The organism is Roseburia yibonii (genome assembly GCF_014297335.1).
Classification (GTDB): Bacteria; Bacillota; Clostridia; order Lachnospirales; family Lachnospiraceae; genus Roseburia_D; species Roseburia_D yibonii.
This window is the reverse complement of the sequence record NZ_JACOQH010000001.1, coordinates 449,544-471,966: the sequence shown is the minus strand read 5'-3', so window position 1 is coordinate 471,966 and position 22,423 is coordinate 449,544. Positions and strand designations below refer to the sequence as shown.

The window sequence follows — 22,423 nt, the reverse complement described above, 5'->3', positions numbered from 1 at the left end:
AAATAGCAAATGGAAGAAAATAAGGAATTGGAACAGAAAAAAGAGCATGGATTTAAGTCCGGCGTGCTGACCGGCGTGCTCGGAACAGCGGCGGTTGTTTTAGCGGCAGGCGCGGTTCTCTTTGCGCATGGAAATCTTAAGGTGAGCGAGACGGCGGGAACTTCCCAGACAGCACAGACCGTGTTGGATGACGGGACACTGTCCAAACTGGATGAGCTGATGGGACAGATCAATCTGAATTACTATGAGGATGTGGACGCGTCCGACCTGCAGGAAGGGCTCTATTCCGGATTGTTGGAAGGGTTAAACGATCCGTATTCCGCTTATTATACGGAAGAAGAATACAAGGATCTGATGGAGCAGACCCAGGGCAATTTCTACGGGATCGGTGCCGGTCTTTCCCAGGATAAGGAAAGCATGCAGGTGACGATCACAAAGGTTTATGAGGATACACCGGCGGAGAAAGCGGGACTGAAAGCAGGAGATGTGATCGTAAAGGTCGATGACATTGACGCGACGAGTATGGAAGTGTCGGATCTGGTCCAGCATATCCGCGGGGAAGAGGGAACGACAGTCCATCTTGAGATTTACCGTCCGGGAGAATCGGATGATCTGGAGTATGATATTGAACGCGCCAAGGTCAATTATGAGACAGTGACCGGACAGCTTCTGGATGGCGGGATCGGTTATATCTATGTCTCGGAATTTGGCGAGGATACCGCGAACCAGTTTGAAAAGACGATCGCGGATCTGGAAAGCCAGGGCATGAAAGCAATGATCGTGGATTTACGAAACAACGGCGGCGGTATGATCACGGCTGTGACACAGATGCTCGATGATATCCTGCCGGAAGGACTTCTTGTATACACAGAGGATAAATACGGAAACCGTCAGGAGTTCAAATCTTCCGATGATACGAAACTGGAGTATCCGATGGCAGTGCTTGTAAACGGTTACAGCGCGAGCGCTTCCGAGATCTTTGCGGGGGCGATCCGTGACTATGATTATGGAACGCTGATCGGAACGACGACTTACGGAAAAGGTGTGGTACAAAAGATCATTCCGCTCCCGGATGGCGATGCGGTGAAACTTACGATCGCGAAATACTATACGCCGAAGGGCGAGAATATCCAGGGAACCGGAATTGACCCGGATATTGAGTTGGAATACGAATACACCGGTGACCCGGATGCGGATTTTGATATTTATTCCGATAATCAGGTGGCAAAAGCGATCGAAGTGCTGGAAGGCGAGTTGGATTAATGGCACAGGAGATCAATGAAAATATACATAGCTGGCTCCTCGCGCAGGCTGAGGAGGATTACCGCGCGTTCACGATGAAACTGCTTCCGGGAACGGAGCATATACTTGGTGTCCGGCTTCCGGTGCTGCGGAAGCTGGCGAAAAAGCTGGCGCGCGGGGAATGGCAGGAATATCTTACAGGCGCGGCAGATGATTCGATGGAAGAGATCATGCTCCAGGGAATGACGCTTGGTTATGTTAAGGCTTCTTTTGAGGAAAAGAAGCCTTATTTAGATGTTTTTGTGGGAAAGATCGATAACTGGTCGGTGTGCGACAGTACATGCAGCGGTATGAAGCCGCAGAGCGGGGAGGATGTGGAGGCATTTTTCGCGTATGCGGTCTGCCTTGCAAAAGACCGGCGGGAATTTGTGGCGCGCTTCGGGATCGTTATGCTGCTCGATCATTTTATAACAGATACTTATATCGATGAAGTGCTTCAGGTTTTGGATGAGGTATCTCATGACGGATATTATGTCAAAATGGCAGTTGCATGGGCAATTTCCATCTGTTATGTGAAATTTGAGGAAAAGACGATGGTGCTGCTGCGTGAGAATACCTTAGATGATTTTACCTACAATAAGTCGCTTCAGAAGATCACGGAGTCTTACCGCGTCACAAAAGAGGACAAGGCACGCATCCGGAGCATGAAGCGTGTGACAAAAAAATAAAAAAAGAAAAAACAAAAAAAGTTTGTAACGAAATGACATTTCCTCCGTCTAATCAGTGAAAGAAAAGGAGGTGAACGGTTCTGGACTTCGAGAATTTATATCATACCTACTATATGCAGGTGTATTCCTATGTGCTCACGATGGTGAAAGATCAGGCGTCTGCCGAGGAGATCACACAGAATACTTTTTATAAGGCGATGACGGCGAAGAAAAAATATGAGGGCAGATCCAGTGAATTTACCTGGCTGTGCAGTATTGCGAAACGCCTTACGATCGATGGGTACCGCAGGAATACAAAAACGGCAGAACTGAGTGAGGCAGTGCCCTCGGAAAAAGACATTGCGAAAGAAGCGGAAGACCGGAACATGGCGCTTCAGATTCACCTTGTTCTTCACGAAATGCCGGAACCCTATAAAGAAGTGTTCCAGCTGCGGATCTTTGGAGAACTGTCGTTTTCGCAGATCGGCATGATCTTCGGAAAATCCGAGAACTGGGCAAGGGTGACTTATCACAGGGCGAGGTTAAAAATACAGGAAAGGATGGAGGAAAATGAGTAGAGAAAATAGCAGAGATTGCGATCTGGTACAGGATCTGCTGCCGCTTTATCTGGATGATGCCTGCAGCGCATCGAGTAAGAAAGTAGTAGAGGAGCATCTCGCGGAGTGTGCGGCGTGCAGAGAGGTGGTTCAAAAATTAAAAGATCATACGGTGGAAGACGTGATCGCAGCAGAGTCGGAGAGTGTTTTGGCGCATCACGCAAAAAGGGAGAGGACAGCTGCTTTTAAGGCGGGAATCATCATTGCGGGACTTTTGATACTGCCGGTATTGATCACACTGATCGTCGGGATGGCAAATGGCGGAGGACTTGGCGTATTTTTCGTTACGCTCGCGAGTATGCTTCTCGTCGGGGCAATGACGGCGGTGCCGCTTCTGTCCTTAAAAAACCGGCTTTCGCGCACGATCCTCTGTGGTGTGGGCGCATTGCTGTTGATCCTGTTTTTTGTAGATCGGATGAATGGCGGCGGTGGATTTCTTATCGTTGCGATCCCGACGATCCTTGGGTTATCGGTTCCGCTGTTTCCGGTGCTTTTGCATGCGGTCAGGCTTCCTGCGGCACTTTCGGATAAAAAAGGGCTGCTTACAATGGCGTGGGATACGGTCTGGCTGTTCCTTACGATCTGCATCGTGTGTGTCCGTGACGGTTCGATGGAGGAACTGCGCGGCGGGCTTACGGTCGCGGCTGTCTATATGCTTGGAGTCTGGCTTGTTTTTTGGCTTGCAAGATACGCAAAGCTCAATCGTTTCAAAAAAGCTGGATGTATTGCGGCAGTCTGCGGGCTCTGGACCGCATTCGGACAGGATATCTGTAACTGGCTTTTAGGGGAAGGAATCCGGCTTACGATCTGTTCCGCCGATTTCTCAAGCTGGAACACCGATCTTCAGATCAACGCGAATGTGTATCTGATCGTTTTGATCGGCAGTCTGGTACTTGGCGGCTTTTTGTTTGTGGCCGGGCTTATCAAAGAGAGAAAAAGGGGATAAAAATGAAAAAGAGAGATCAGGCAATTGGTTTTCTGGTGGTATTTTTAGCGGCAGGCATGCTGATATCCTGCGGCAGAAGCAGAGAAGTGGAGCAGGATGCGGAGGCGCGCGTAGAGGAAGCGTTTACCGAAAACGGGATCACCGACTTTGAAAAAATGGATTTGTCGGCGTATGAACAGCAGGCGGGCGTGGCACTTGCGGATGACTATGTCAGCTATCACTTTTTTTATGAGAGTGACGGGCTGGCGATAGAAGCGTATCTTGGTGCGCCGAGAGAACTGCTGGAACAGAAAAAGCCATCGGACTGCCTGATCTATAATCACGGGGGAAACAGGGATTATGGCGCATTGGAAGGCGTTGAGACCACATTCTATGCGTATCAGTATCAGACGATCTGTGTTGCTTCCAATTACCGGGGATGTGGAAAAAGCGAGGGAACCGATACGTTTGGCGGACAGGATGTGGACGACGTGATCCATTTGGTCGATCTGTGTGAAAAAATGCCGTTTATTGACGGAGATCATATCAATATGCTCGGCGTGTCACGCGGCGGCATGATGACATACGAGGCACTCCGCGCGGATGACCGCATTCACCGGGCGGTTGTGGGGTCCGGGCTCGCGGACAGTTTCATGGAGTACGAGGAGCGGGCGGACATGGTGAGCTTAGCAAAGAGGATGTGGAGAAGATCCGCCAGTGGCTTCTGGAATAGTTGACAAAATAGTTAGCCGGTGCTAACATAACAGGTGTTATGAAAAAGAAAGAAGAGATGATCGACAAGATAAAAAAAGCGGCGGTGCTGGAATTTTTGGATAAGGGCTATGCCAAGGCGAGCCTTCGCACGATCTGCCGGATGAGGCATTGCTAAGGATACTGGCAAAGATGCGGCTGGAAGGCTGTCTTTCGATCATCAAGGGAAATTACGATATGGAATATAGTTTGTATCTCGCAAAAAAGATCGGCATACATGCCGGTGGCGGAACAGAAAAATTAATACAGCATCTGTTAAAAGAGGTTCATGGCAATTCGCTGTGAGCTTCTTTTTTTATAAAACATAACAAATCATAACAGATGTTATGGAAAGAGAGGAAGAAAAGAATGGAAAAGAAGAAATCGATCAATTTAAAAGGGGTACCGGAGACCATGCTGCAGACGTTGTATGCGAGGGCAAAGGAATCGAAAAAACCGGATCATGTGATCTATGATGCGAAGGCGATCGAGATCGTGGAGGAGCTGGACTATGATTTTACAAAGGCGGATAAAGATACCGCAATGGCAAGCGGCGTGATCGCGCGGACGATCGTACTCGATCAGATGGTGGGAAAATTTTTGGAAAAAAATCCGGACGCAGTCGTTGTAAACATTGCCTGCGGTCTGGACACCCGTTGTTATCGGATGGCGGGCAGATATAAGCGGTGGTATAACGTAGATCTCTCCGAGACCATGCAGGTGCGGGAGCGGTTCCTCCGGGAGAATGGACCGATCTATCAGATCGCGGGTTCTGCGATGGATGCGTCTTACGCTGACGCGGTAAAATGTGATGGGGAGCCGGTACTTGCGGTCATTGAAGGACTTACCATGTATTTAAGCGAGCAGGAGGTAAAGCAGATGTTTGGTATCCTGGCAGATAGATTTGCGGAGGTTACCGTGATGGCAGAGACGATGTCACCGTTTGTCGCATCCCATATAAAAGAAAAATCGATCGAAGGCAGCCAGGCAAAATTCAGCTGGGGTATCAAGAACGGAAAAGAACTGCAAAAGCTGCTGCCGCAATTTGAAAATCAAAGAGACGTAAGCCTTGTCGAGGGGATGGAACAAATGATGCCGGTCTACCGTGTGATCGGAAAGATCCCGTTCGTCCGCAATCTCTCAAATAAAATACTCGTGATGAAACGCGTATAAAAAATCCCAATCTTCACAGACTAACAGGGCAGATGATATTTGGATGTCACTGCCAAAAAGTAAAAAGGAGACCCGAGAATGAAAGAACACACCATTGCCCTCCTCACCGAGTGCGAAGCCGGACTGAAAATGGCGACCGGCTCCATGGAACAGACCCTGCCCAAGTTAAGTGATCCCGGATTTAAAACCATGTTTCAGGATTATTATACCAAGCACGCAAAATTACAGGAGGAGTGCAAAAGACAGTTAAAGGAGCAGCAAAAAGAGGAGGACCAGTACGAAAAGAATCCGCCGCTTATCGCAAAACTCATGTCGGACTTAAAGATCGCAAAGTGCGAGGACATGGGAGACGTGGCGGATTTTTATACCGATGGCTGCAATATGGGAATGAAGACGATCGCAAAATGCTTAAACAAATATATGCAGGCATCCGAAGAGAGCATATCGCTTGCGCGGAAGGTCATTAAGATGGAGCAGCACTTTATGGAAGATCTGCGTGCGTACCTCTAAAAATTGGGTAAACGTTTTCCCTGTTTTTTTGGGCGAAACAGACAGGATTTGTTGAAGTCAGACGCCGTGTATGGTAAAAATTACTTAAATATCTGATATATATATCCGGTGTAAACAAAAAACAGGAAAACGTTTCTACAAAAATGGAGGGTAAAGGTATGAAAAGAAAAATAGCAGTGATGCTCGGCGTGACAATGGCAATGGGGCTTTTTGCAGGATGCGGGGCAGAAAACAGTGAGACTTCATCAGGTGGCACTGTGACAGGCGGCACGGAAACGGGCGTGTCCGAAAAGGAAAAGACCGACGGGACGGCGGACACAGATGAGATACATATCTGGCATGACGGGGATGAGACGATCATGCAGGTGATCGAGGATCAGGTGAATGATTCTCTGGCGGAAGATCATGTGACAGTAAAATTTGAGAAAAAGAGCGGTCTGACCGATCAGATCAAATTGTATGGAAATGACGCGGAGAGCGGACCGGATATGTATCTGTACGCGCATGATTCGCTTGGAACTTTTGTGGAGATGGGCGTGCTTGCTCCGATCACGGATGTGATCGATGAGAGCGTGTACGCGGATATGCTTCCGATGACACAGGAGGCGGGACAGTACAAGGAAGAACAGTACCTGCTTCCGGTCTATTTTGAGACACTTTTATTTATGTACAATAAAGACACCTGGGAGGGCGAAGTTCCTTCGACGACAGAGGATCTTTACAGTTATATGGAAGCGCACACCGATACGGCGGCGGGTACTTACGCGGTAGTCAACCAGCATTCCACGGCATACAATGTAGCGCCGGTCATCAACGGATTTGGCGGCTATATCATCGATAAGGACGCAAAGCCGGGGCTGAATGATGAGAAGACCAAAGAAGCGGTCACATACAATAAGAAGTTTGCGGAACTTGAGGCGGATGGAGATTACAATACGGTAACAGCATTATTTAATGAAGGAAAAGCATCTGCGATCGTTGGCGGACCATGGCTGGTATCCGGCATCCGGGAAGCGGGGATCAATCTTGGCATCCGGTCACTGTCTGATTTTACCCTGCCAAACGGCGAAGCACTGGCACCGTATGCGGGTGTGCAGGGCGTTGGCGTGATGAAACATGCGGCGGATACGAAAAAGGATGCCATTGCAGCGGTATTAAAGGCACTTGCACAACCGGAAGTCGGCGTGGCGCTTGCGAGTCAGGCAAACTGCGCACCGGCAAACGCGAAATCCTATGACACACCCGAAGTTTCCGAAAATGAAATGATCGCGGCAATGAAGAAAACAGCAGAGACAGCGCAGCCAATGCCGAATATCCCGGAAATGAGTGTTATGTGGGGACCGGCGGAATCCCTTCTCGCAGCGGTAAACAAATCCGGCGAGGACGTGGACGCGGCAGCGGATCAGTATGAGGAAGAGGCAGAGACTGCGATCGCGGATATGCAGTAGGGAAATATACAAAAAGAAGGAGTGTGCAGTATGAAAAACAGACAGAAGATCCTTCCGTGGATGTACAGTCTGCCCGCGCTTGTCTTAGTTGGGATCATTGTGATCTTTCCGATCTTATATACGGGCTACATATCACTTACCAATATGAACATGTATCACTGGGATGACTACCATCTGATCGGGCTTTCCAACTTTAAGCGGGCGCTTTTAAAGGTAGATTCCGGGTTCTTAAACGCGCTTTTGACGACCATCCTCTGGACGGTGGTAAATATGGTCATACAGGTGGTCGTATCCTTTTTTATCGCGCTCGGACTGAATGCGAAAGGACTGAAACTGGCGAGAGTGTATAAGACGCTTTTGATGTTTCCCTGGGCAATGCCGGCGTATGTGTCCATTTTATTATGGCGGGTCGGGATGTATAACACGGAATTTGGCTTTTTCAATAAAGTGCTTGCGGCACTGGGGTTTGAAAAGATCAATTTTCTGTCCGAAAATGTACCGGCGTTTTTCTCCTGCATGATCTTAAATCTGTGGATGGCGCTGCCCTTTATGATCATGATGATGGACGGCGCACTGCAGAGCATTGACAAGAGCTATTACGAGAGTGCGAGACTGGATGGAGCGGGATTTTTCAAACAGAACTGGTACATCACGGTTCCGTCGATCCGGCCGATCCTGCTTCCGTCCGTCATCATGACGACATTTACGACCTTTAAGCAGTTTGATATCGTGTATCTGCTCACCATGCAGAAGGGCGCGCTTTCCGGTGCTACGTTACAGACGATCATTACCTATGCGCATCAGAATGCGTTTGTATCAAATAACTATGGACTGTCCTCGGCGGTATCCATCGTGATCTTTGGATTTATTGTCCTCTTTTCACTGTTTACAAACCGGGGGGTGAAGGAGAAAGTATGAGTTTTGGAAAAATAAAATACACTGTGGGACACATCTTGCTGAACCTGTTTTTCCTCGTGATCTGTGCCGCCGCGCTGATCCCGATCTTATATGCGGTATCCCTTTCACTGGGAAACGGAAGTGCGGCGATAAGCTCCGGATTATCCTTTTTTCCGGAGTCCCCCACATTCAAAAATTACAGGGTAATCCTGGTCGAGGAACCATTTTTGCTGTGGCTTAAAAATTCCGCGATTTTAAGCATCGGAACCATGGTGGCTGCCATGGGAACCGCAGTGACGGCGGCGTACGCGTTTTCGAGATACCGTTTCCGTGGAAGGAACGGCGTGCTTGAGCTGCTTCTTATATTAAACGCATTCCCGCAGATCTTATCGATGTTTGCGATATTCCGGCTGTTTAAGACATTTCATCTGCTGAACTCTTATGTTGGGCTGATTATCGTATACGCGGGCAGCATGTGTATCTTCAGTATCTGGAATATGAAAGGATATTTTGATACGATCCCGGTTGAGATCGAGGAGGCGGCAAGGATCGATGGCGCGGGGGCAGGGCAGCTTCTGGTGCGGGTAGTGCTTCCGCTTGCGAGACCTGCCATTATCGTAACAGCTGTTATGGTACTGATCTTTGTGTGGAATGAATACCTGTTTTCCACGACATTTATGATGAATGCGGACAGTTATACGCTGGCGGCCGGACTCTACCAGCTGCAGGCAAGTGATTACAGCAGGAGCTGGCCATTGTTTTCGGCGGCTGCGATCTTGGTATCCATTCCGATTCTGATCGCGTTTTTTGCCATCCAGAAATATATGGTATCCGGGCTTACGGCAGGAGGAGTAAAGGGATGATGACGCAAAACGATAAGATGGAACGCGCCGCGATTTTACATATCCCGCTGTCAGAGTACGCGTTTGCGGAGTCGGAATATGGCCTGACTATCCGCATACGCGCCAAGAAGCGGGATCTTACCGGCTGCGAATTGTATTACGCGGATCGTGTATGCAAAAAGACACCGATCGATTTTTATAAGATCCCGATGGAGATCTGCGCCGAGGATGCCTGGTTTTCCTATTATGAGGCAAAAATAGAGTCTCCGTTTAACCGCGTCTGCTACTATTTCAGACTGGAAAAGGGCGAAGAATGGACGTACTATTATGCGGATCGTTTTACGAAGAAGTTATCGGATATTGAGCTGGACGATCAGGTGATCGACGGCAGAAGCGGGTATTATCAGTATCCTTTTATTTTGAGAGAGGAAATACCCGATGTGCCGGCATGGTTTAAAAAGGCGGTGGTATACAATATTTTCCCGGACAGTTTCGCGAGTGGAAAAAACAGGCTTGTGGCAGAGAAAAAAGAAAAACGTCTGGCAGACGGCAGGATCTGCAGATCCAGGCTTGGCGGAACCATAAAGGGAATCCGTGAGAACCTCGATTACATCCAGAAGATGGGATTTACCTGTCTGTATTTAAATCCGATCTTTACAGCCGGAGAATATCATAAGTATGATGTGTTAGATTATTATCATATCGATCCGTGCATGGGAACGGAGGAGGAACTGAAAGAACTCGTGGAGGAGCTGCACGCGAGAGGAATGAAGCTCGTGATCGACGGCGTGTTCAACCATTGCAGCTGGGAGTTCTTCGCGTTTCAGGATGTGGTGGAAAAAGGAGAGAAGTCCCGCTACTGCAAATGGTTTTACGAGCTGGAATTTCCGGTGAGGCGGCCGGAAGATCCCGATGAGATACCGGGTTATGCATGCTTTGCCTATGAGCGGAAAATGCCGAAACTGAACACGGCGGAGCGGGAAGTGCAGATGTACTTTGCGGATGTCGGCGCTTACTGGATCCGGGAATATCATGTGGACGGCTGGCGTCTGGATGTGGCAAATGAGATCGACCGCAATTTCTGGCGCAGATTCCGTGAGGCGGTAAAAAAAGAAAACCCGGAGGCGGTGCTGATCGGGGAAGTGTGGGAAAACGCAAAGACCTGGCTGCGCGGCGATGCCTTTGATTCGGTTATGAATTACGAATTCCAAAGGATCTGCGCGGAGTATCTGGCAGAAGGAGAAGCGGATGCAAGACAGGCGGCGTGGCAGTTTGAACAGATGCGGCTGCGCTATCCGACAAACATCGTAAACGGTCAGCTCAATCTGCTCGACAGCCATGATGTGCCGAGATTCTTATCGCTCTGCGGCGGGGACGTGGCGCGTTTGAAACTGGCGTGTGTGCTGCTGATGCTGATGCCTGGTGTGCCAAGTCTCTTTTACGGAGACGAGCAGAAGATCATGGGGATCACGGAAACAGAGTACCGCAGGGCGATGGTGTGGGAGGATAAGGATTCCCTCTGCGCGTTTATCCGGGAACTGACAGAAATCCGGAAAGCGTATGTGGGAGAAAAGACCGCGTACCGTCCAAAGTGGGACTGGATCAAAGACGGGATGTTCGCGTTTTTGAGAGAAAATGCGGACAGCGGATTTACGGCGGTGTTAAATGCCGGACAGCCGGAGGAGATCGGAAAAATACCGGAAACGGAGATCCTCTTTTCAGATGGATATGAGCATGGCATTTTAAAAGAAAATGGATGTCTGATCTTTCAAAATGGGACGGAGCAGGGAAGATAACCCCTGCTCCGCTTTTTTTTCTATTCGGATTGATTTTTGGTGGAAGAACGGATGATGAGAGAGGGGAGCGTCGAAAAAGACTGGATCTGGAATGCGGGATTTTTGATCTTTTTTAACAGGATCGTTGCCGCCTGCTGTCCCATCTCATCCATGTCGATATCAACGACCGTAAGCGGGGGATCCACCAGCTGCGACAGCGGGTAGTCATCAAAGGTAATGACACCGATGTCGTCCGGGATGGACATGCCGTGCTTTTTGATCGCGCTGACAGCGCCCACCGCGATCTGGTTGTTTTCGCAGATCACCGCGTCCGGAAGGCAGCTGCCGCGCAGCAGTTCCTCCATCATCTGAAAACCGCTTTCCTTACTGTAGGTACCGTATTTTAGGAAAGCGGGATCGACGGACAGACCGCCAAGCTGTAAGGCGGAAGAAAAGCCTTTCAGACGGTGTCTGGAAATTTCGTCGCTCTCAGGACCTCCGATAAAGGCGATCTTTGCGTAGCCGCACCGGGTCAGATATTTCGCTGCCATATCGCCGGAGACATGGTTGTTGATATCGATCCAGCATGCCGTACTGGAAAACTGCGGTTTCCCAATGATGACGTGTGGAAATCCGCTCTCTGTGAGCAGGGAGACAAGCGGACGCGAAGTCGCCGAGCCGTGGATCAGAAGTCCGTCCGCGGATCGTCTGCCGATGATCTCTTTTGTCTTTTTGCAGGCGGTATCCTTGTCCGGAACGCCGATAAAGCTGAAATTATAATTCTTTTCCCGGATCTTATCCTGCGCGCCGCAGAGGATGGCAAACATATGCGGATTATGAAACGCCACATGCGGTTCCGTGACGGCGAGAAAGATGATGTTCTCGGAGCATTTTCTGGCAAAATTGCTTGCCTGTGCATTCGGGTGGTAATCTAACTGCTCCATGACCTGAAGCACATGTGCCCGGGTGGCATCCGAGATGGATGGTTTTTCATGGATCACTTTGGATACGGTGGCGATGGAAACGCCCGCCTCTTTCGCGACATCTTTGATCGTAATGTTCATCTGATTCCCTGCCTTTTCGTCTGTTCTGTCATTTATGGTATGCTTTTTGCCGGAAAAAATCAAGCAAAAGGAGGTTTGTCCGCCGTTGACGAACCAGCGCAATACCGATATAATGAAACGGTAAGAATCCCCCTGATCCGTCAGGGGAGGAAAAAAAGAAAGCTGGTGATTCTGTGGTAGAATTAGATTCGTATAAAGTAAAACTGAATTCTTACAAAAGTCCGCTGCAGGAAGTGAGGGATTCACTTTGACCTCGCTAACAAGGATCAAAGGATAGAAGAATTAGAAAAAGAAATGGAGGCTCCGGGCTTCTGGGATGACGTGGAAGGCTCCCAGAAGAAGATGAAGGAGCTGAAGAGTTTAAAGGATGACGTTGCGGTCTATGCCGGACTCGAGGAAAAATTCGAAGACATCGAGACGTTGATCGAGATGGGCGAAGAGGAAAATGACCCGGATCTCGTCCCGGAAGTGGAAGAGGCGATGACAGAATTTGAGGAGGCATTTGAGAAGATCCGCATCAAGACACTGCTCTCCGAGCGGTATGACAAAAACAACGCGATCGTGTCCTTACATGCCGGAGCCGGCGGTACCGAGTCCTGCGACTGGTGCCAGATGCTGTACCGCATGTATACCAGATGGGCGGCGGACAAGGGATTTTCCGTGGAAGTGCTTGACTCTCTGGACGGAGACGAGGCGGGGATCAAGTCCATCACATTCCAGGTGGATGGCGAGAATGCCTACGGATATTTAAAATCCGAACACGGTGTGCACCGTCTGGTGCGTATTTCCCCGTTCAATGCGGCAGGAAAAAGACAGACTTCGTTCGTGTCCTGTGACGTCATGCCGGATATCGAGGAAGATATCGACATCGAGGTAAAAGATGAGGATATCCGTATCGATACCTATCGCTCAAGCGGAGCCGGTGGACAGCACATCAACAAGACCTCGTCGGCGATCCGTATCACCCACTTCCCGACCGGAATCGTGGTGACCTGTCAGAATGAGCGTTCCCAGCATATGAATAAAGATAAGGCAATGCAGATGTTAAAGGCAAAGTTATATCTGTTAAAACAGCAGGAGAACGCAGACAAGGCGGCAGATATCCGTGGCGAAGTGACAGAGATCGGCTGGGGCAACCAGATCCGCTCCTATGTCATGCAGCCATACACGATGGTCAAGGATCACAGAACCGGTGTTGAGACCGGAAATGTGGATGCGGTCATGGACGGATCGATCGATCTTTTTATCAATGGTTATTTAAAGTGGCTTTCGCTTGGAAGGCCGGATGTAAAAGCAGAGTAGGAAAGGAGCTGCGCAGTGAAACTTATCATTGCACTTATCATTCTTATCGTTCTGATCGGAGCGCTCTGCTATGCGAAAAAGAAATTAAAAGAACTTTCGCTCCAGCTGTTTGGAACAGAATCCATACAGGAGGGACTGGAGAAGCAGGCGGATGAACAGGCGCTCACGCCAAAGTCCGTCTGCGGGATGACAAGGATCTTAGAGCCGCAGATCGAAAAAGATTTTCCGGAATTTAACTGGAGAGAGTTCTGTGCGCGTGCAGAGAATATGCTACTGTCTGCGTTTGCCGCGATACAGAACCAGAACGCGGGACTTTTAAGAGAGGCATCCGGGACAGTAAGAGAGCAGGTGGAAAATAAGATCCAGTCCGATCGGGAAAACGGTATTACGGAAATATATGAGCGCGCGCGGATCCATCGCACGGAGATCGCGCGTTATGAGAAAAAGAACGGGACGTGTATGATCACGCTTCAGAGCGCCGTGGAATATCTGCATTATTCGAACAAAGGCGGAAAAGTGATCAAGGGCGATGAGAAGCGTCTCACACAGACCAGATACAACACAGAGCTTATGTACATACAGGATGCGGGAAAATTCGGGGAAGCGGACGCGTGCGGGGTGAACTGCCCGAACTGCGGAGCACCGGTCACATCCCTCGGCGCAAAGCACTGTGAATACTGCGGGGCAGCACTGACCCCGGTCAACGTGAACGTGTGGAGTCTCGAACGTTTTTATGAAGTATAGAGGAGCAATTACATAAGAAGCAATTCGAAAAGGAGAATGAAAAATGGGCTTAATTAAAGCGGTGACAACAGCAATCGGAAAGAACTTTGCGGATCAGTGGTTAGAGGTATTTGAGCCGGGTGACATGGGAGACCAGACCGTTTTTACAAGCGGTGTGAGAATCCGTAAGGGCAGTAATGTAAAAGGAACGGATAATACCGTTTCCAACGGTTCCGTGATCCATGTATATGAAAACCAGTTCATGATGGTCGTGGACGGAGGAAAGATCGTGGATTACACGGCAGAACCGGGATATTTTACCGTGGATAATTCCTCTCTGCCATCGTTATTCAACGGGCAGCTCGGGGACAGCGTAAAAGAGACATTCCAGAGGGTAAAATATGGCGGTGAGACACCGAGAGAGCAGAGAGTATTCTACATCAATCTTCAGGAGATCAAGGGAATCAAATTCGGCACAAGAACACCGATCAATTACTTTGATAATTTCTACAATGCGGAACTTTTCCTGCGCGCGCATGGTACTTATTCGATCAAGATCGTGGAGCCGCTTCGCTTTTATGCCGAGGCAGTGCCGAGAAATAAGAATCATGTCGAGATCACGGAGATCAATGAGCAGTATATTTCAGAGTTCTTAGAGGCGCTGCAGTCATCGATCAACCAGATGTCTGCGGACGGCATCCGTATTTCCCATGTGGCATCCAGGGGCATGGAACTTGGAAATTACATGGAGAAGGCACTTGATGAGAAATGGAATACGCTCCGCGGTATGGAGATCCAGTCCGTCGGTATCGCAAGTATTTCCTATGACGAGGAGTCCCAGAAGTTAATTAACATGCGCAACCAGGGCGCGATGTTGAGTGATCCGGGCGTCCGTGAAGGCTATGTACAGGGCGCGTTAGCAAGAGGCATGGAGGCTGCGGGCTCCAATGCGAACGGCGCGATGGCAGGCTTTATGGGTGTCGGCATGGGCATGAACACGACCGGAAATATGATGGGTGCGGCATCGGCAGCCAACATGCAGCAGATGCAGATGAATCAGGCGAATCAGGCAGTGTCCGGTCAGGCGCCTCAGACAGCAGGAGTATCAGGGGCAGCGGCCGGAGCAGCAGGCGCGGCTGGATGGACGTGTGAGTGCGGCCATGTGAACACCGGAAAATTCTGCTCCGAGTGTGGAAAACCGAAGCCGGAGCCGGCAGAGTGGACGTGTGAATGCGGTCATGTAAACACCGGAAAATTCTGCCCGGAGTGCGGAAAACCGAGACCGGCAGCAGAGTGGACGTGTGAATGCGGTCATGTGAATACCGGAAAATTCTGTTCCGAGTGTGGAAAGACACGCCCATAAGAAAAAAGAAATGCAGACAAAAAGCGGGATGCGGGTACGCATCCCGCTTTGTATTTCACGATCCTTTGCCGGATCGGACAGTTTATGACTGCATTTCAGAAAAGTGTTGCGTGAACGCAGGCTTTGTGTTATCATCTTTCAAGTAAGCACAAATGTATTTGTGCCGCGTACAGATGGAGGAAACCAATGGCAGAAAAAACGACTTATTATGTTTTAAAAGAAAAAGCAGTGCCGGAAGTCCTGTTGAAAGTCGTGGAAGCAAAACGGCTCATTGAGTCGGGACGTGCCGCGTCCGTGCAGGAAGCAACGGATATGGTGGAGATCAGCAGGAGTTCTTTCTATAAATATAAGGATGACATTTTCCCGTTTCATGACAATGTCCGGGGAAAAACGGTCACGATGGTGGTTCAGCTGGATGATGAACCGGGACTTTTGTCTATTGTACTGAAGACGATCGCGGAATATCACGCGAACATTCTTACCATTCATCAGAGTATTCCGGTCAATGGGATCGCGTCACTTACACTCAGTGTGGATGTACTGCCGGAGACAGGGGATGTCGCTACGATGGTGGATGAGATCGAGAGTGTGGAAGGGATCCACTATCTGAAGATTCTTGCGAGAGAGTAGAAATCACATTTTAAGGAGTAAATATTATGATAAAAATTGCAGTAATGGGTTATGGAACGATCGGCTCAGGTGTTGTGGAGGTACTGGAAACAAACCGTGACAGCATCGCAAAACGTGTCGGTGAGGAAGTGGAAGTAAAATATGTACTGGATCTGAGGGATTTCCCGGGGGATCCGATCGAAAAGAAGATCGTACATGATTACAAGGACATCACAGCAGATGAGGAAGTAAAGATCGTAGTGGAGACCATGGGAGGCGTGGAACCGGCGTTTACTTTCGTAAAGGCAATGCTTGAGGCAGGAAAGAGCGTTACGACTTCAAACAAGGCTCTGGTTGCCGAAAAAGGCGCGGAACTGCTTGCTGTGGCAAAGGAAAAAAATGTGAATTTCATGTTTGAGGCCAGTGTCGGCGGCGGAATCCCGATCATCCGCTCGATCAATGAGTGTCTGACTGCGGACAAGATCGAGGAGATCACCGGTATCTTAAATGGAACCACAAACTATATGCTGACCAGGATGGCAAATGAAGGACTGGAATTTGCGGATGTATTAAAGGATGCGCAGGACAAGGGATATGCGGAAAAAGATCCGACTGCGGATGTGGAAGGCTTTGACGCATGCAGAAAGATCGCGATCTTAACTTCTCTTGTGGCAGGAAAACAGGTTGATTTTGAAAAGATCCATACCGAAGGGATCACAAAGATCTCCGCGGTTGATTTTAAATACGCAAAGGCAATGGGAAGATCGATCAAGCTGCTTGCGACCAGCAGACAGGCAGACGGAACATACAGCGCGCTGGTAGCACCGCATCTGCTTTCCCCGGAGCATCCGCTTTACAGTGTAAATGATGTATTTAACGCTGTCTTCGTACATGGTAATGTACTTGGCGACGCAATGTTTTACGGCAGTGGGGCAGGAAAGCTTCCGACCGCGAGTGCGGTAGTTGCGGATGTGGTTGAGATGGCAAAACATCTGGATCAGAATATTCCGGTAGAATGGAGCAAAGAAGAGCTTCCGCTGGCAGATTATAAGAAAAATGAAAAGAGATTTTTCGTTCGTACCGAAGCGGACGAGGCAGCAGTAAAGGCAGCCTTCGGTGAGGTGGAACTGGTTCATGCAGACGGAATTTCCGGCGAGATGGGATTTGTGACCGGAAACATGACAGAAGCGGCTTATGAGGAAAAAGCAGCGAAACTCGGCAAAGTACTGCAGATGATCCGTCTTGCGTAAGATGGCATGACAGGCAGGAAAACAGGGAGAAAGGATAAAGGCGAGGAGATATGAAGTATATCGTAGTGTTAGGAGACGGAATGGCAGACCGTCCGATTGAGAGTTTGGGAAACAAGACACCGTTGGAATACGCAAAGACACCGACGATGGATAAACTGGCATCCATGGGAGAGATCGGTATGGTACATACGGTTCCGGATGGCATGAAGCCGGGCAGCGATACGGCAAATCTGTCCGTACTGGGTTACAATCCGAGAAAATATTATTCCGGCCGTTCTCCGCTCGAAGCGTTAAGCATCGGTGTGCCGATGAAAGACACAGACATCGCGCTGCGCTGCAACATTGTGACGCTCTCCGAGGAAGAGGACAATTATGAGGACCGCACGATCATCGATCACAGCTCAAGCGAGATCAGTACCGAGGATGCAGCAGTGCTGCTTGAGGCGGTGAGAAAAGAACTTGAGACCGATACTTACAAGTTCTATGTCGGAACAAGCTATCGTCATCTGCTGATCTGGGACAAGGGCGAGGTTGTGGATCTGGTGCAGCCGCATGATGTGCTTGGACAGAAGATCGGAGACAAGCTGCCGGAGAACGAAGATCTGCGTAACATGATGAAAAAGAGTTACGATATCTTAGTCAATCATCCGATCAACATTGAGCGGAAAAAGCGCGGCTTAAATCCTGCAAACTCCTGCTGGTTCTGGGGAGCCGGAACAAAACCGTCACTCTCATCTTTCTCTGAGAAGACCCATTTGAAGGGCGCGATGATCTCAGCAGTCGATCTCTTAAAGGGGATCGCGGTTGGCGCATCCATGAAGGTCATCAATGTAGAGGGAGCAAACGGCGGACTAAATACCAACTATGCCGGCAAGGCACAGGCGGCTGTGGATGTCTTAACCAAAGACGGATACGATTTTGTCTATGTGCATCTGGAAGGACCGGACGAGATGGGACACCAGGGCAGTGTCGAGAAAAAAGTAAAGGCGATCGAGAATCTGGATGAGAAGATCATAAATCCGATCGTTGCAGGGCTTGAGGCTGCGGGCGAAGATTTCCGCATGGTCATTCTGCCGGATCATCCGACACCGATCTCACTGCGTACACATACCGGAGACAGTGTGCCGTATCTTTTATACGACAGCACGGACAAACAGCAGCATGACTGGAAATACAATGAGGCAGAGGCGGCAAAGACCGACAATTATATCGCGGAGGGACATACTCTGGTCGATTATCTGCTTTCAAAATAACAAAGAAAAACAGAAAAAAGCGGGAAGATCCGGCGGATGAAATATCTGCCGGATCTTTTATAAAAATCATGAATTGAAATCCCATCCATAGAAAGCAAAAAAATTACAAATCTGCGCAAAAATATTGTATAATATGACCAACGAAATGTATGGGAGGGGTAACCATGGCAAAGTATGTAATGGCACTGGATGCGGGGACAACGAGCAACCGGTGTATCCTGTTCAACGAGACAGGAGAAATCTGCAGCATGGCGCAGAAAGAATTCCGCCAGTTTTTCCCGAATCCGGGCTGGGTGGAACATGATGCGAATGAGATCTGGTCAACACAGCTTGGAGTCGCGGTGGAAGCCATGTTAAAGATCGGGGCGAAAGCGAGTGATATCGCGGCGATCGGTATTACGAACCAGCGTGAGACGGCGATCGTGTGGAACAAAGAGACCGGAGAACCGATCTACAATGCGATCGTATGGCAGTGCAGACGGACGGCGGATATCGCGGACGAATTAAAGAAAAAAGGCCTGCAGGACGAGTACCGGAAGAAAACAGGGCTTATCATCGATGCGTACTTTTCCGCGACCAAGATCAAATGGATCCTGGATCATGTGGAGGGAGCGAGAACGCTCGCCGCAGAAGGAAAGCTGCTGTTTGGAACGGTAGAGACCTGGCTGATCTGGAAACTGACCAAAGGAAAAGTTCATGTGACAGATTACTCGAATGCGTCCCGGACGATGCTTTTTAACATCCATACACTGACCTGGGATGAGGATATCCTGCGGGATTTGGACATTCCTGCGAATATGCTGCCGACGCCTGTGCCGTCAAGCCAGATCTACGGCTACACAGATCCGGCGTTCCTCGGAGGGGCGATCCCGATCGGCGGAGCCGCGGGAGACCAGCAGGCGGCATTGTTCGGACAGACCTGTTTTGCGCGGGGCGAGGCAAAAAATACCTACGGAACCGGATGTTTCCTTCTGATGAATACCGGGGAGAAACCGGTTTATTCGGCAAACGGACTGGTCACAACGATCGCATGGGGGCTGGATGGAAAAGTGACCTATGCGCTCGAAGGTTCTATTTTTGTAGCAGGAGCGGTCATCCAGTGGCTGCGGGATAATATGAAACTCATCGATTCGGCGGAGGATTCCGAGTATATGGCGACCAAAGTGAAAGGAACCCATGGTTGTTATGTCGTTCCGGCATTTACCGGGCTTGGGGCACCGCACTGGGATCAGTACGCGCGTGGAACGATCGTCGGGATCACGCGTGGAACGAACAAAAACCATATCATCCGCGCCACGCTCGAATCCATTGCGTATCAGGTGTGTGATGTAATTTCGGTCATGGAAGAGGACGCGGGCATCAAGCTGCAGTCACTGCGCGTGGACGGAGGAGCCAGCGCAAACAATTTCCTGATGCAGTTCCAGGCAGACATGATCCATGCGCCGGTGGAACGGCCGGAATGTATCGAGACTACGGCAAGAGGTGCCGCTTACCTTGCGGGGCTTGCGGTCGGTTACTGGAAAGATAAGGAAGATGTGCGCAGAAATCAGAGGATCGCGCGCGTGTTTGAACCGTCGATGGATGAGGAAGAACGGAAAAAGAAGATGAAAGGATGGAACAAGGCCGTCCGATACGCCTTTGGGTGGGCAAAAGATGATGAGGAAGAAGATTCCTGACACCCAAAGGGTATGGCGGATCGGCTTTTCAGACATACATTTGAAAGTGAGGTGTCTGCGGGCTGCCGGATTCGGCAGCCTTTTTTTGCGCGAGAGCATCATTTTCACCGGTCAGTTCAAAATAGAAGCTGACGCAGGTCTGCTCGAAATAAGGCTCGATCCACAAAAATCCGATGAAACAGGAGCAGATGCCGAGGAGCAGCCAGCCGAGGAAACTGCAATGTAATAAAAAGAGCCGCATCCGGTTCCCCTTCATCAGACGACTGCTCTCACGGAAGGCGGCGGCCGGTTTCATCTCCGGATGATCGATCAGAAGATAAAAGACCATCGCGTAGCGGTATAACAGCGGAAGCAGACATAGCGCGGAAAGGATAAAGACCGGGATTGCGATCCAGAGAAGAACGGTCTGCTCCAGACGGACGGCGGTCACAGTGATAACGATCGCAGGGAGAAAGACAAGGACAGCAAGTCCGATCAGCAAAAGGTACGAAAGCAAAAGGCGGTCGGGATGGCTTTTAAAAAAGTAAAAAATATCCCGCATGCCATAAGAAAGATTTCTGCGCATTTTTAGGTGCATATAGCACAGACCGCAGGAAAACAGGATCGAAAGCAGTACGATAAAGAAACTCGCAACATAAAAAATAACGGACTGTGATGCGGAGTTGCTTAAAGTCAGGTCGAACGGCAGAAGCAGCAGATTTGATATCGCGCCGGTGATGATAATGCCTGCCATTGGCGCAGCGTAATGTCCGGTCAGAGTTTCTCTTGCCAGACGTTTTAATTCGGTAAGATCACGTTTCATGAAATACTCCTTTTTTGGTAAACTGCATTCATTATAGCATAAAACAGATGAAAGACAAGAGAGAGGATTTTGACAGAACGGTATCACTGCTGTTATACTAAAACGACAGAAAACAGCGAAAAGAATCGGAAAGAACCGGAAAGGAGAGCGTACGGACATGGATCTGACCACCCAGAAAGAAAAAGAAACCGAGATCATAGACCGGGTATTTTTTATTGCGGGGATGCTTGGTGTACTTGTTGTGGCGCTTTGCGTGATCTGGTGGAAGGTAACCGGAAAGTCGCCGATACCGCCGGTTCCGCCCTGTATGATACATGCGGTGACCGGGATCTACTGTCCGGGCTGCGGCGGCACCAGGGCAGCGTACGCGCTGCTGTGTGGGAAACCTTTGTTATCGTTTTATTACCATCCGATCGTGCTTTACACGGTGGTGGTCGGAGCAGCTTTTCTGGTCACGCAGACGATCGGGCGTTTGAGCCGCGGACGATTCCGGGCAGTGGTGCATTTCAGACCCGCCTATCTCTGGATCGCGCTGGCGCTGGTGGTGATCAACTGCTTTGTGAAAAACTTCATACTGCTGTATTTTCATATTCCATTGCTTTGACAGGCAAATATACAATAGGAAAAGGCGTCATCAATTTCTTTTAGCTCATTGATGACGCCTTTCAGACTGCGTTGTCCATTGGACCTTTCCTCTCTTTGTCTTTTTTTGATGTCCCTTTTCTTTTGTATTATCTTCTAAGAATCTTTTGTCTTTCTATGATTTTTGAAACCGTATCCCTTTTGGATCGTTCTGTTCATTCTTTTGTTTTTTTCATTCATAGTGTCGTTTCTTTGGAAAATAAAGATGGGACAATGATCATTTGTTTCTTTTTTTAGGATGTATCAATTTGTGTTCCTGGTGGTCTCTCCTCCTTTTTAAGAAGTGTGAACTTCTTTTGTTTTTGTAATTACATTATAACGCAAAAAAGAAGAATGTCAATGTATAATAAGAAAATAAAAATAAAACCAGCAAAGTGTCAGAAAATAATGCGGGATAATTGTGCAATATTAGTAAAAAAAGAAGCAGGCCTATTTCTGGCTTGCTTCATATGCTTCACGACAGGCATGTGCCAGCTGGTCTCCGCAGGAAGTCTGCTTCATACCGCAGTGGATGCCGGTCAGTTTTTCTTCGACCTGTTCTACGGTGAGCCCCTCTACTAATTTCGGGATCGCGAGAAGGTTTCCCGGACAGCCGCCGGTAAATTTTACATGCTTTACAACATTTCCGTCCAGCTCCACTTCAATTTTGCTGGAGCAGGTCCCCTTTGTCTGATAAATATATGACATGGTGTAACTCCTTTCTGAACGGTAACTGCTTTGCAATTACCATATGCTTCTTTTTGTTAAGTGTGAGTATAGCACGATTCCGTGGAAAAGGGAAACATTCATTTATAAAAAATTCATAAATCGTTCATGGGATTGTCTATTGTGAAAAAAACCAGATAGTGGTACA

23 protein-coding genes are annotated in these 22,423 nt (G+C 49.1%); 20 read left to right on the top strand and 3 right to left on the bottom strand.

Annotated features, from left to right (window positions below):
* The first annotated feature begins 9 nt into the window (after positions 1 to 9).
* The 12 genes from H8Z76_RS02270 to H8Z76_RS02215 all read left to right on the top strand — a co-directional run bounded on the left by H8Z76_RS02270 (position 10) and on the right by H8Z76_RS02215 (position 10,907).
* On the top strand, positions 10 to 1,263 hold the full coding sequence (locus H8Z76_RS02270; RefSeq protein ID WP_186981533.1) for a S41 family peptidase: 1,254 nt from the start codon (positions 10 to 12) through the stop codon (positions 1,261 to 1,263).
* Positions 1,263 to 1,970 carry a DNA alkylation repair protein gene (locus tag H8Z76_RS02265; RefSeq protein ID WP_186981532.1) on the top strand — a complete coding sequence of 236 codons (708 nt, stop codon included), beginning with the start codon at positions 1,263 to 1,265 and terminating at the stop codon, positions 1,968 to 1,970. Before H8Z76_RS02270 ends, H8Z76_RS02265 begins: the two co-directional genes overlap by 1 nt.
* Positions 1,971 to 2,050: 80 nt before the next feature.
* Positions 2,051 to 2,527: an RNA polymerase sigma factor gene (locus H8Z76_RS02260; protein WP_147617815.1), complete on the top strand. Its 477-nt coding sequence runs from the start codon at positions 2,051 to 2,053 to the stop codon at positions 2,525 to 2,527.
* Positions 2,520 to 3,512, top strand: coding sequence for a zf-HC2 domain-containing protein (locus H8Z76_RS02255; RefSeq protein ID WP_186981531.1), 993 nt, complete (start codon positions 2,520 to 2,522; stop codon positions 3,510 to 3,512). Before H8Z76_RS02260 ends, H8Z76_RS02255 begins: the two co-directional genes overlap by 8 nt.
* Before the next feature lie 2 nt (positions 3,513 to 3,514).
* A complete protein-coding gene (locus tag H8Z76_RS02250; RefSeq protein ID WP_186981530.1) occupies positions 3,515 to 4,228 on the top strand; it encodes an alpha/beta hydrolase family protein in 714 nt (237 codons plus the stop codon).
* Positions 4,229 to 4,394: 166 nt separating this feature from the next.
* Positions 4,395 to 4,547 carry a hypothetical protein gene (locus tag H8Z76_RS02245; RefSeq protein WP_186981529.1) on the top strand — a complete coding sequence of 51 codons (153 nt, stop codon included), beginning with the start codon at positions 4,395 to 4,397 and terminating at the stop codon, positions 4,545 to 4,547.
* 63 nt (positions 4,548 to 4,610) lie between these two features.
* Entirely contained in the window at positions 4,611 to 5,414 is an 804-nt protein-coding gene (locus H8Z76_RS02240) for a class I SAM-dependent methyltransferase (protein WP_186981528.1), read from the top strand.
* A gap of 78 nt (positions 5,415 to 5,492) precedes the next feature.
* Positions 5,493 to 5,924: a hypothetical protein gene (locus H8Z76_RS02235; RefSeq protein ID WP_022515833.1), complete on the top strand. Its 432-nt coding sequence runs from the start codon at positions 5,493 to 5,495 to the stop codon at positions 5,922 to 5,924.
* A gap of 158 nt (positions 5,925 to 6,082) precedes the next feature.
* Entirely contained in the window at positions 6,083 to 7,372 is a 1,290-nt protein-coding gene (locus tag H8Z76_RS02230) for an extracellular solute-binding protein (RefSeq protein ID WP_186981527.1), read from the top strand.
* Between the two features lie 30 nt (positions 7,373 to 7,402).
* Positions 7,403 to 8,290 carry a carbohydrate ABC transporter permease gene (locus H8Z76_RS02225; protein WP_022515835.1) on the top strand — a complete coding sequence of 296 codons (888 nt, stop codon included), beginning with the start codon at positions 7,403 to 7,405 and terminating at the stop codon, positions 8,288 to 8,290.
* Entirely contained in the window at positions 8,287 to 9,132 is an 846-nt protein-coding gene (locus tag H8Z76_RS02220; protein ID WP_186981526.1) for a sugar ABC transporter permease, read from the top strand. Before H8Z76_RS02225 ends, H8Z76_RS02220 begins: the two co-directional genes overlap by 4 nt.
* Complete coding sequence (locus H8Z76_RS02215; RefSeq protein WP_186981525.1) at positions 9,129 to 10,907, top strand: glycoside hydrolase family 13 protein; 1,779 nt, start codon at positions 9,129 to 9,131, stop codon at positions 10,905 to 10,907. The genes H8Z76_RS02220 and H8Z76_RS02215 overlap by 4 nt, the downstream gene beginning before the upstream one ends.
* Before the next feature lie 20 nt (positions 10,908 to 10,927).
* On the opposite strand, the gene H8Z76_RS02210 is transcribed toward H8Z76_RS02215, so the two are convergent.
* A complete protein-coding gene (locus H8Z76_RS02210) occupies positions 10,928 to 11,950 on the bottom strand; it encodes a LacI family DNA-binding transcriptional regulator (RefSeq protein WP_186981524.1) in 1,023 nt (340 codons plus the stop codon).
* 173 nt (positions 11,951 to 12,123) lie between these two features.
* Here H8Z76_RS02210 and prfB point away from each other — a divergent pair.
* The 7 genes from prfB (at position 12,124) to glpK (ending at position 20,126) form a co-directional block, all read left to right on the top strand.
* Positions 12,124 to 13,252, top strand: a protein-coding gene (gene prfB / locus H8Z76_RS02205; RefSeq protein ID WP_186981523.1) for a peptide chain release factor 2 whose coding sequence is annotated in 2 segments (ribosomal slippage) — positions 12,124 to 12,198 and positions 12,200 to 13,252 — 1,128 coding nt in all. Because the reading frame shifts where the segments join, the coding sequence is not laid out codon by codon here.
* 15 nt (positions 13,253 to 13,267) lie between these two features.
* Positions 13,268 to 13,996: a zinc ribbon domain-containing protein gene (locus H8Z76_RS02200; RefSeq protein ID WP_022514748.1), complete on the top strand. Its 729-nt coding sequence runs from the start codon at positions 13,268 to 13,270 to the stop codon at positions 13,994 to 13,996.
* 43 nt (positions 13,997 to 14,039) lie between these two features.
* Positions 14,040 to 15,338 (top strand): SPFH domain-containing protein, encoded by a 1,299-nt coding sequence (locus H8Z76_RS02195; RefSeq protein WP_186981522.1) that lies wholly within the window; start codon positions 14,040 to 14,042, stop codon positions 15,336 to 15,338.
* 186 nt (positions 15,339 to 15,524) lie between these two features.
* Positions 15,525 to 15,968 (top strand): ACT domain-containing protein, encoded by a 444-nt coding sequence (locus H8Z76_RS02190; RefSeq protein WP_022514750.1) that lies wholly within the window; start codon positions 15,525 to 15,527, stop codon positions 15,966 to 15,968.
* 26 nt (positions 15,969 to 15,994) lie between these two features.
* Positions 15,995 to 17,197: a homoserine dehydrogenase gene (locus H8Z76_RS02185; protein WP_186981521.1), complete on the top strand. Its 1,203-nt coding sequence runs from the start codon at positions 15,995 to 15,997 to the stop codon at positions 17,195 to 17,197.
* Between the two features lie 50 nt (positions 17,198 to 17,247).
* Positions 17,248 to 18,450, top strand: coding sequence for a cofactor-independent phosphoglycerate mutase (locus tag H8Z76_RS02180; RefSeq protein ID WP_022514752.1), 1,203 nt, complete (start codon positions 17,248 to 17,250; stop codon positions 18,448 to 18,450).
* Positions 18,451 to 18,614: 164 nt separating this feature from the next.
* Positions 18,615 to 20,126, top strand: coding sequence for a glycerol kinase GlpK (glpK, locus tag H8Z76_RS02175; protein ID WP_147617825.1), 1,512 nt, complete (start codon positions 18,615 to 18,617; stop codon positions 20,124 to 20,126).
* Positions 20,127 to 20,154: 28 nt separating this feature from the next.
* Here glpK and H8Z76_RS02170 read toward each other — a convergent pair whose 3' ends face one another.
* Entirely contained in the window at positions 20,155 to 20,928 is a 774-nt protein-coding gene (locus tag H8Z76_RS02170) for a DUF975 family protein (RefSeq protein WP_186981520.1), read from the bottom strand.
* Positions 20,929 to 21,085: 157 nt separating this feature from the next.
* On the opposite strand from H8Z76_RS02170, the gene H8Z76_RS02165 reads away from it, so the two are divergent.
* Positions 21,086 to 21,532 carry a DUF2752 domain-containing protein gene (locus H8Z76_RS02165; protein ID WP_186981519.1) on the top strand — a complete coding sequence of 149 codons (447 nt, stop codon included), beginning with the start codon at positions 21,086 to 21,088 and terminating at the stop codon, positions 21,530 to 21,532.
* Between the two features lie 467 nt (positions 21,533 to 21,999).
* Here the strand turns inward: H8Z76_RS02165 and H8Z76_RS02160 are convergent, their stop codons facing one another.
* Entirely contained in the window at positions 22,000 to 22,257 is a 258-nt protein-coding gene (locus tag H8Z76_RS02160; RefSeq protein ID WP_022514757.1) for a TIGR03905 family TSCPD domain-containing protein, read from the bottom strand.
* Positions 22,258 to 22,423: the final 166 nt, after the last annotated feature.

Coding starts and splice junctions, on each gene's coding strand:
- H8Z76_RS02245 (WP_186981529.1), top strand. CDS start 4,395: ATGCGGCTGGAAGGCTGTCTTTCGATCATCAAGGGAAATTACGATATG.
- H8Z76_RS02165 (WP_186981519.1), top strand. CDS start 21,086: ATGGATCTGACCACCCAGAAAGAAAAAGAAACCGAGATCATAGACCGG.
- H8Z76_RS02255 (WP_186981531.1), top strand. CDS start 2,520: ATGAGTAGAGAAAATAGCAGAGATTGCGATCTGGTACAGGATCTGCTG.
- H8Z76_RS02160 (WP_022514757.1), bottom strand. CDS start 22,257: ATGTCATATATTTATCAGACAAAGGGGACCTGCTCCAGCAAAATTGAA.
- glpK (WP_147617825.1), top strand. CDS start 18,615: ATGGCAAAGTATGTAATGGCACTGGATGCGGGGACAACGAGCAACCGG.
- H8Z76_RS02185 (WP_186981521.1), top strand. CDS start 15,995: ATGATAAAAATTGCAGTAATGGGTTATGGAACGATCGGCTCAGGTGTT.
- H8Z76_RS02235 (WP_022515833.1), top strand. CDS start 5,493: ATGAAAGAACACACCATTGCCCTCCTCACCGAGTGCGAAGCCGGACTG.
- H8Z76_RS02265 (WP_186981532.1), top strand. CDS start 1,263: ATGGCACAGGAGATCAATGAAAATATACATAGCTGGCTCCTCGCGCAG.
- H8Z76_RS02225 (WP_022515835.1), top strand. CDS start 7,403: ATGAAAAACAGACAGAAGATCCTTCCGTGGATGTACAGTCTGCCCGCG.
- H8Z76_RS02270 (WP_186981533.1), top strand. CDS start 10: ATGGAAGAAAATAAGGAATTGGAACAGAAAAAAGAGCATGGATTTAAG.
- H8Z76_RS02215 (WP_186981525.1), top strand. CDS start 9,129: ATGATGACGCAAAACGATAAGATGGAACGCGCCGCGATTTTACATATC.
- H8Z76_RS02240 (WP_186981528.1), top strand. CDS start 4,611: ATGGAAAAGAAGAAATCGATCAATTTAAAAGGGGTACCGGAGACCATG.
- H8Z76_RS02250 (WP_186981530.1), top strand. CDS start 3,515: ATGAAAAAGAGAGATCAGGCAATTGGTTTTCTGGTGGTATTTTTAGCG.
- H8Z76_RS02230 (WP_186981527.1), top strand. CDS start 6,083: ATGAAAAGAAAAATAGCAGTGATGCTCGGCGTGACAATGGCAATGGGG.
- H8Z76_RS02190 (WP_022514750.1), top strand. CDS start 15,525: ATGGCAGAAAAAACGACTTATTATGTTTTAAAAGAAAAAGCAGTGCCG.
- H8Z76_RS02180 (WP_022514752.1), top strand. CDS start 17,248: ATGAAGTATATCGTAGTGTTAGGAGACGGAATGGCAGACCGTCCGATT.
- H8Z76_RS02195 (WP_186981522.1), top strand. CDS start 14,040: ATGGGCTTAATTAAAGCGGTGACAACAGCAATCGGAAAGAACTTTGCG.
- H8Z76_RS02210 (WP_186981524.1), bottom strand. CDS start 11,950: ATGAACATTACGATCAAAGATGTCGCGAAAGAGGCGGGCGTTTCCATC.
- H8Z76_RS02170 (WP_186981520.1), bottom strand. CDS start 20,928: ATGAAACGTGATCTTACCGAATTAAAACGTCTGGCAAGAGAAACTCTG.
- H8Z76_RS02220 (WP_186981526.1), top strand. CDS start 8,287: ATGAGTTTTGGAAAAATAAAATACACTGTGGGACACATCTTGCTGAAC.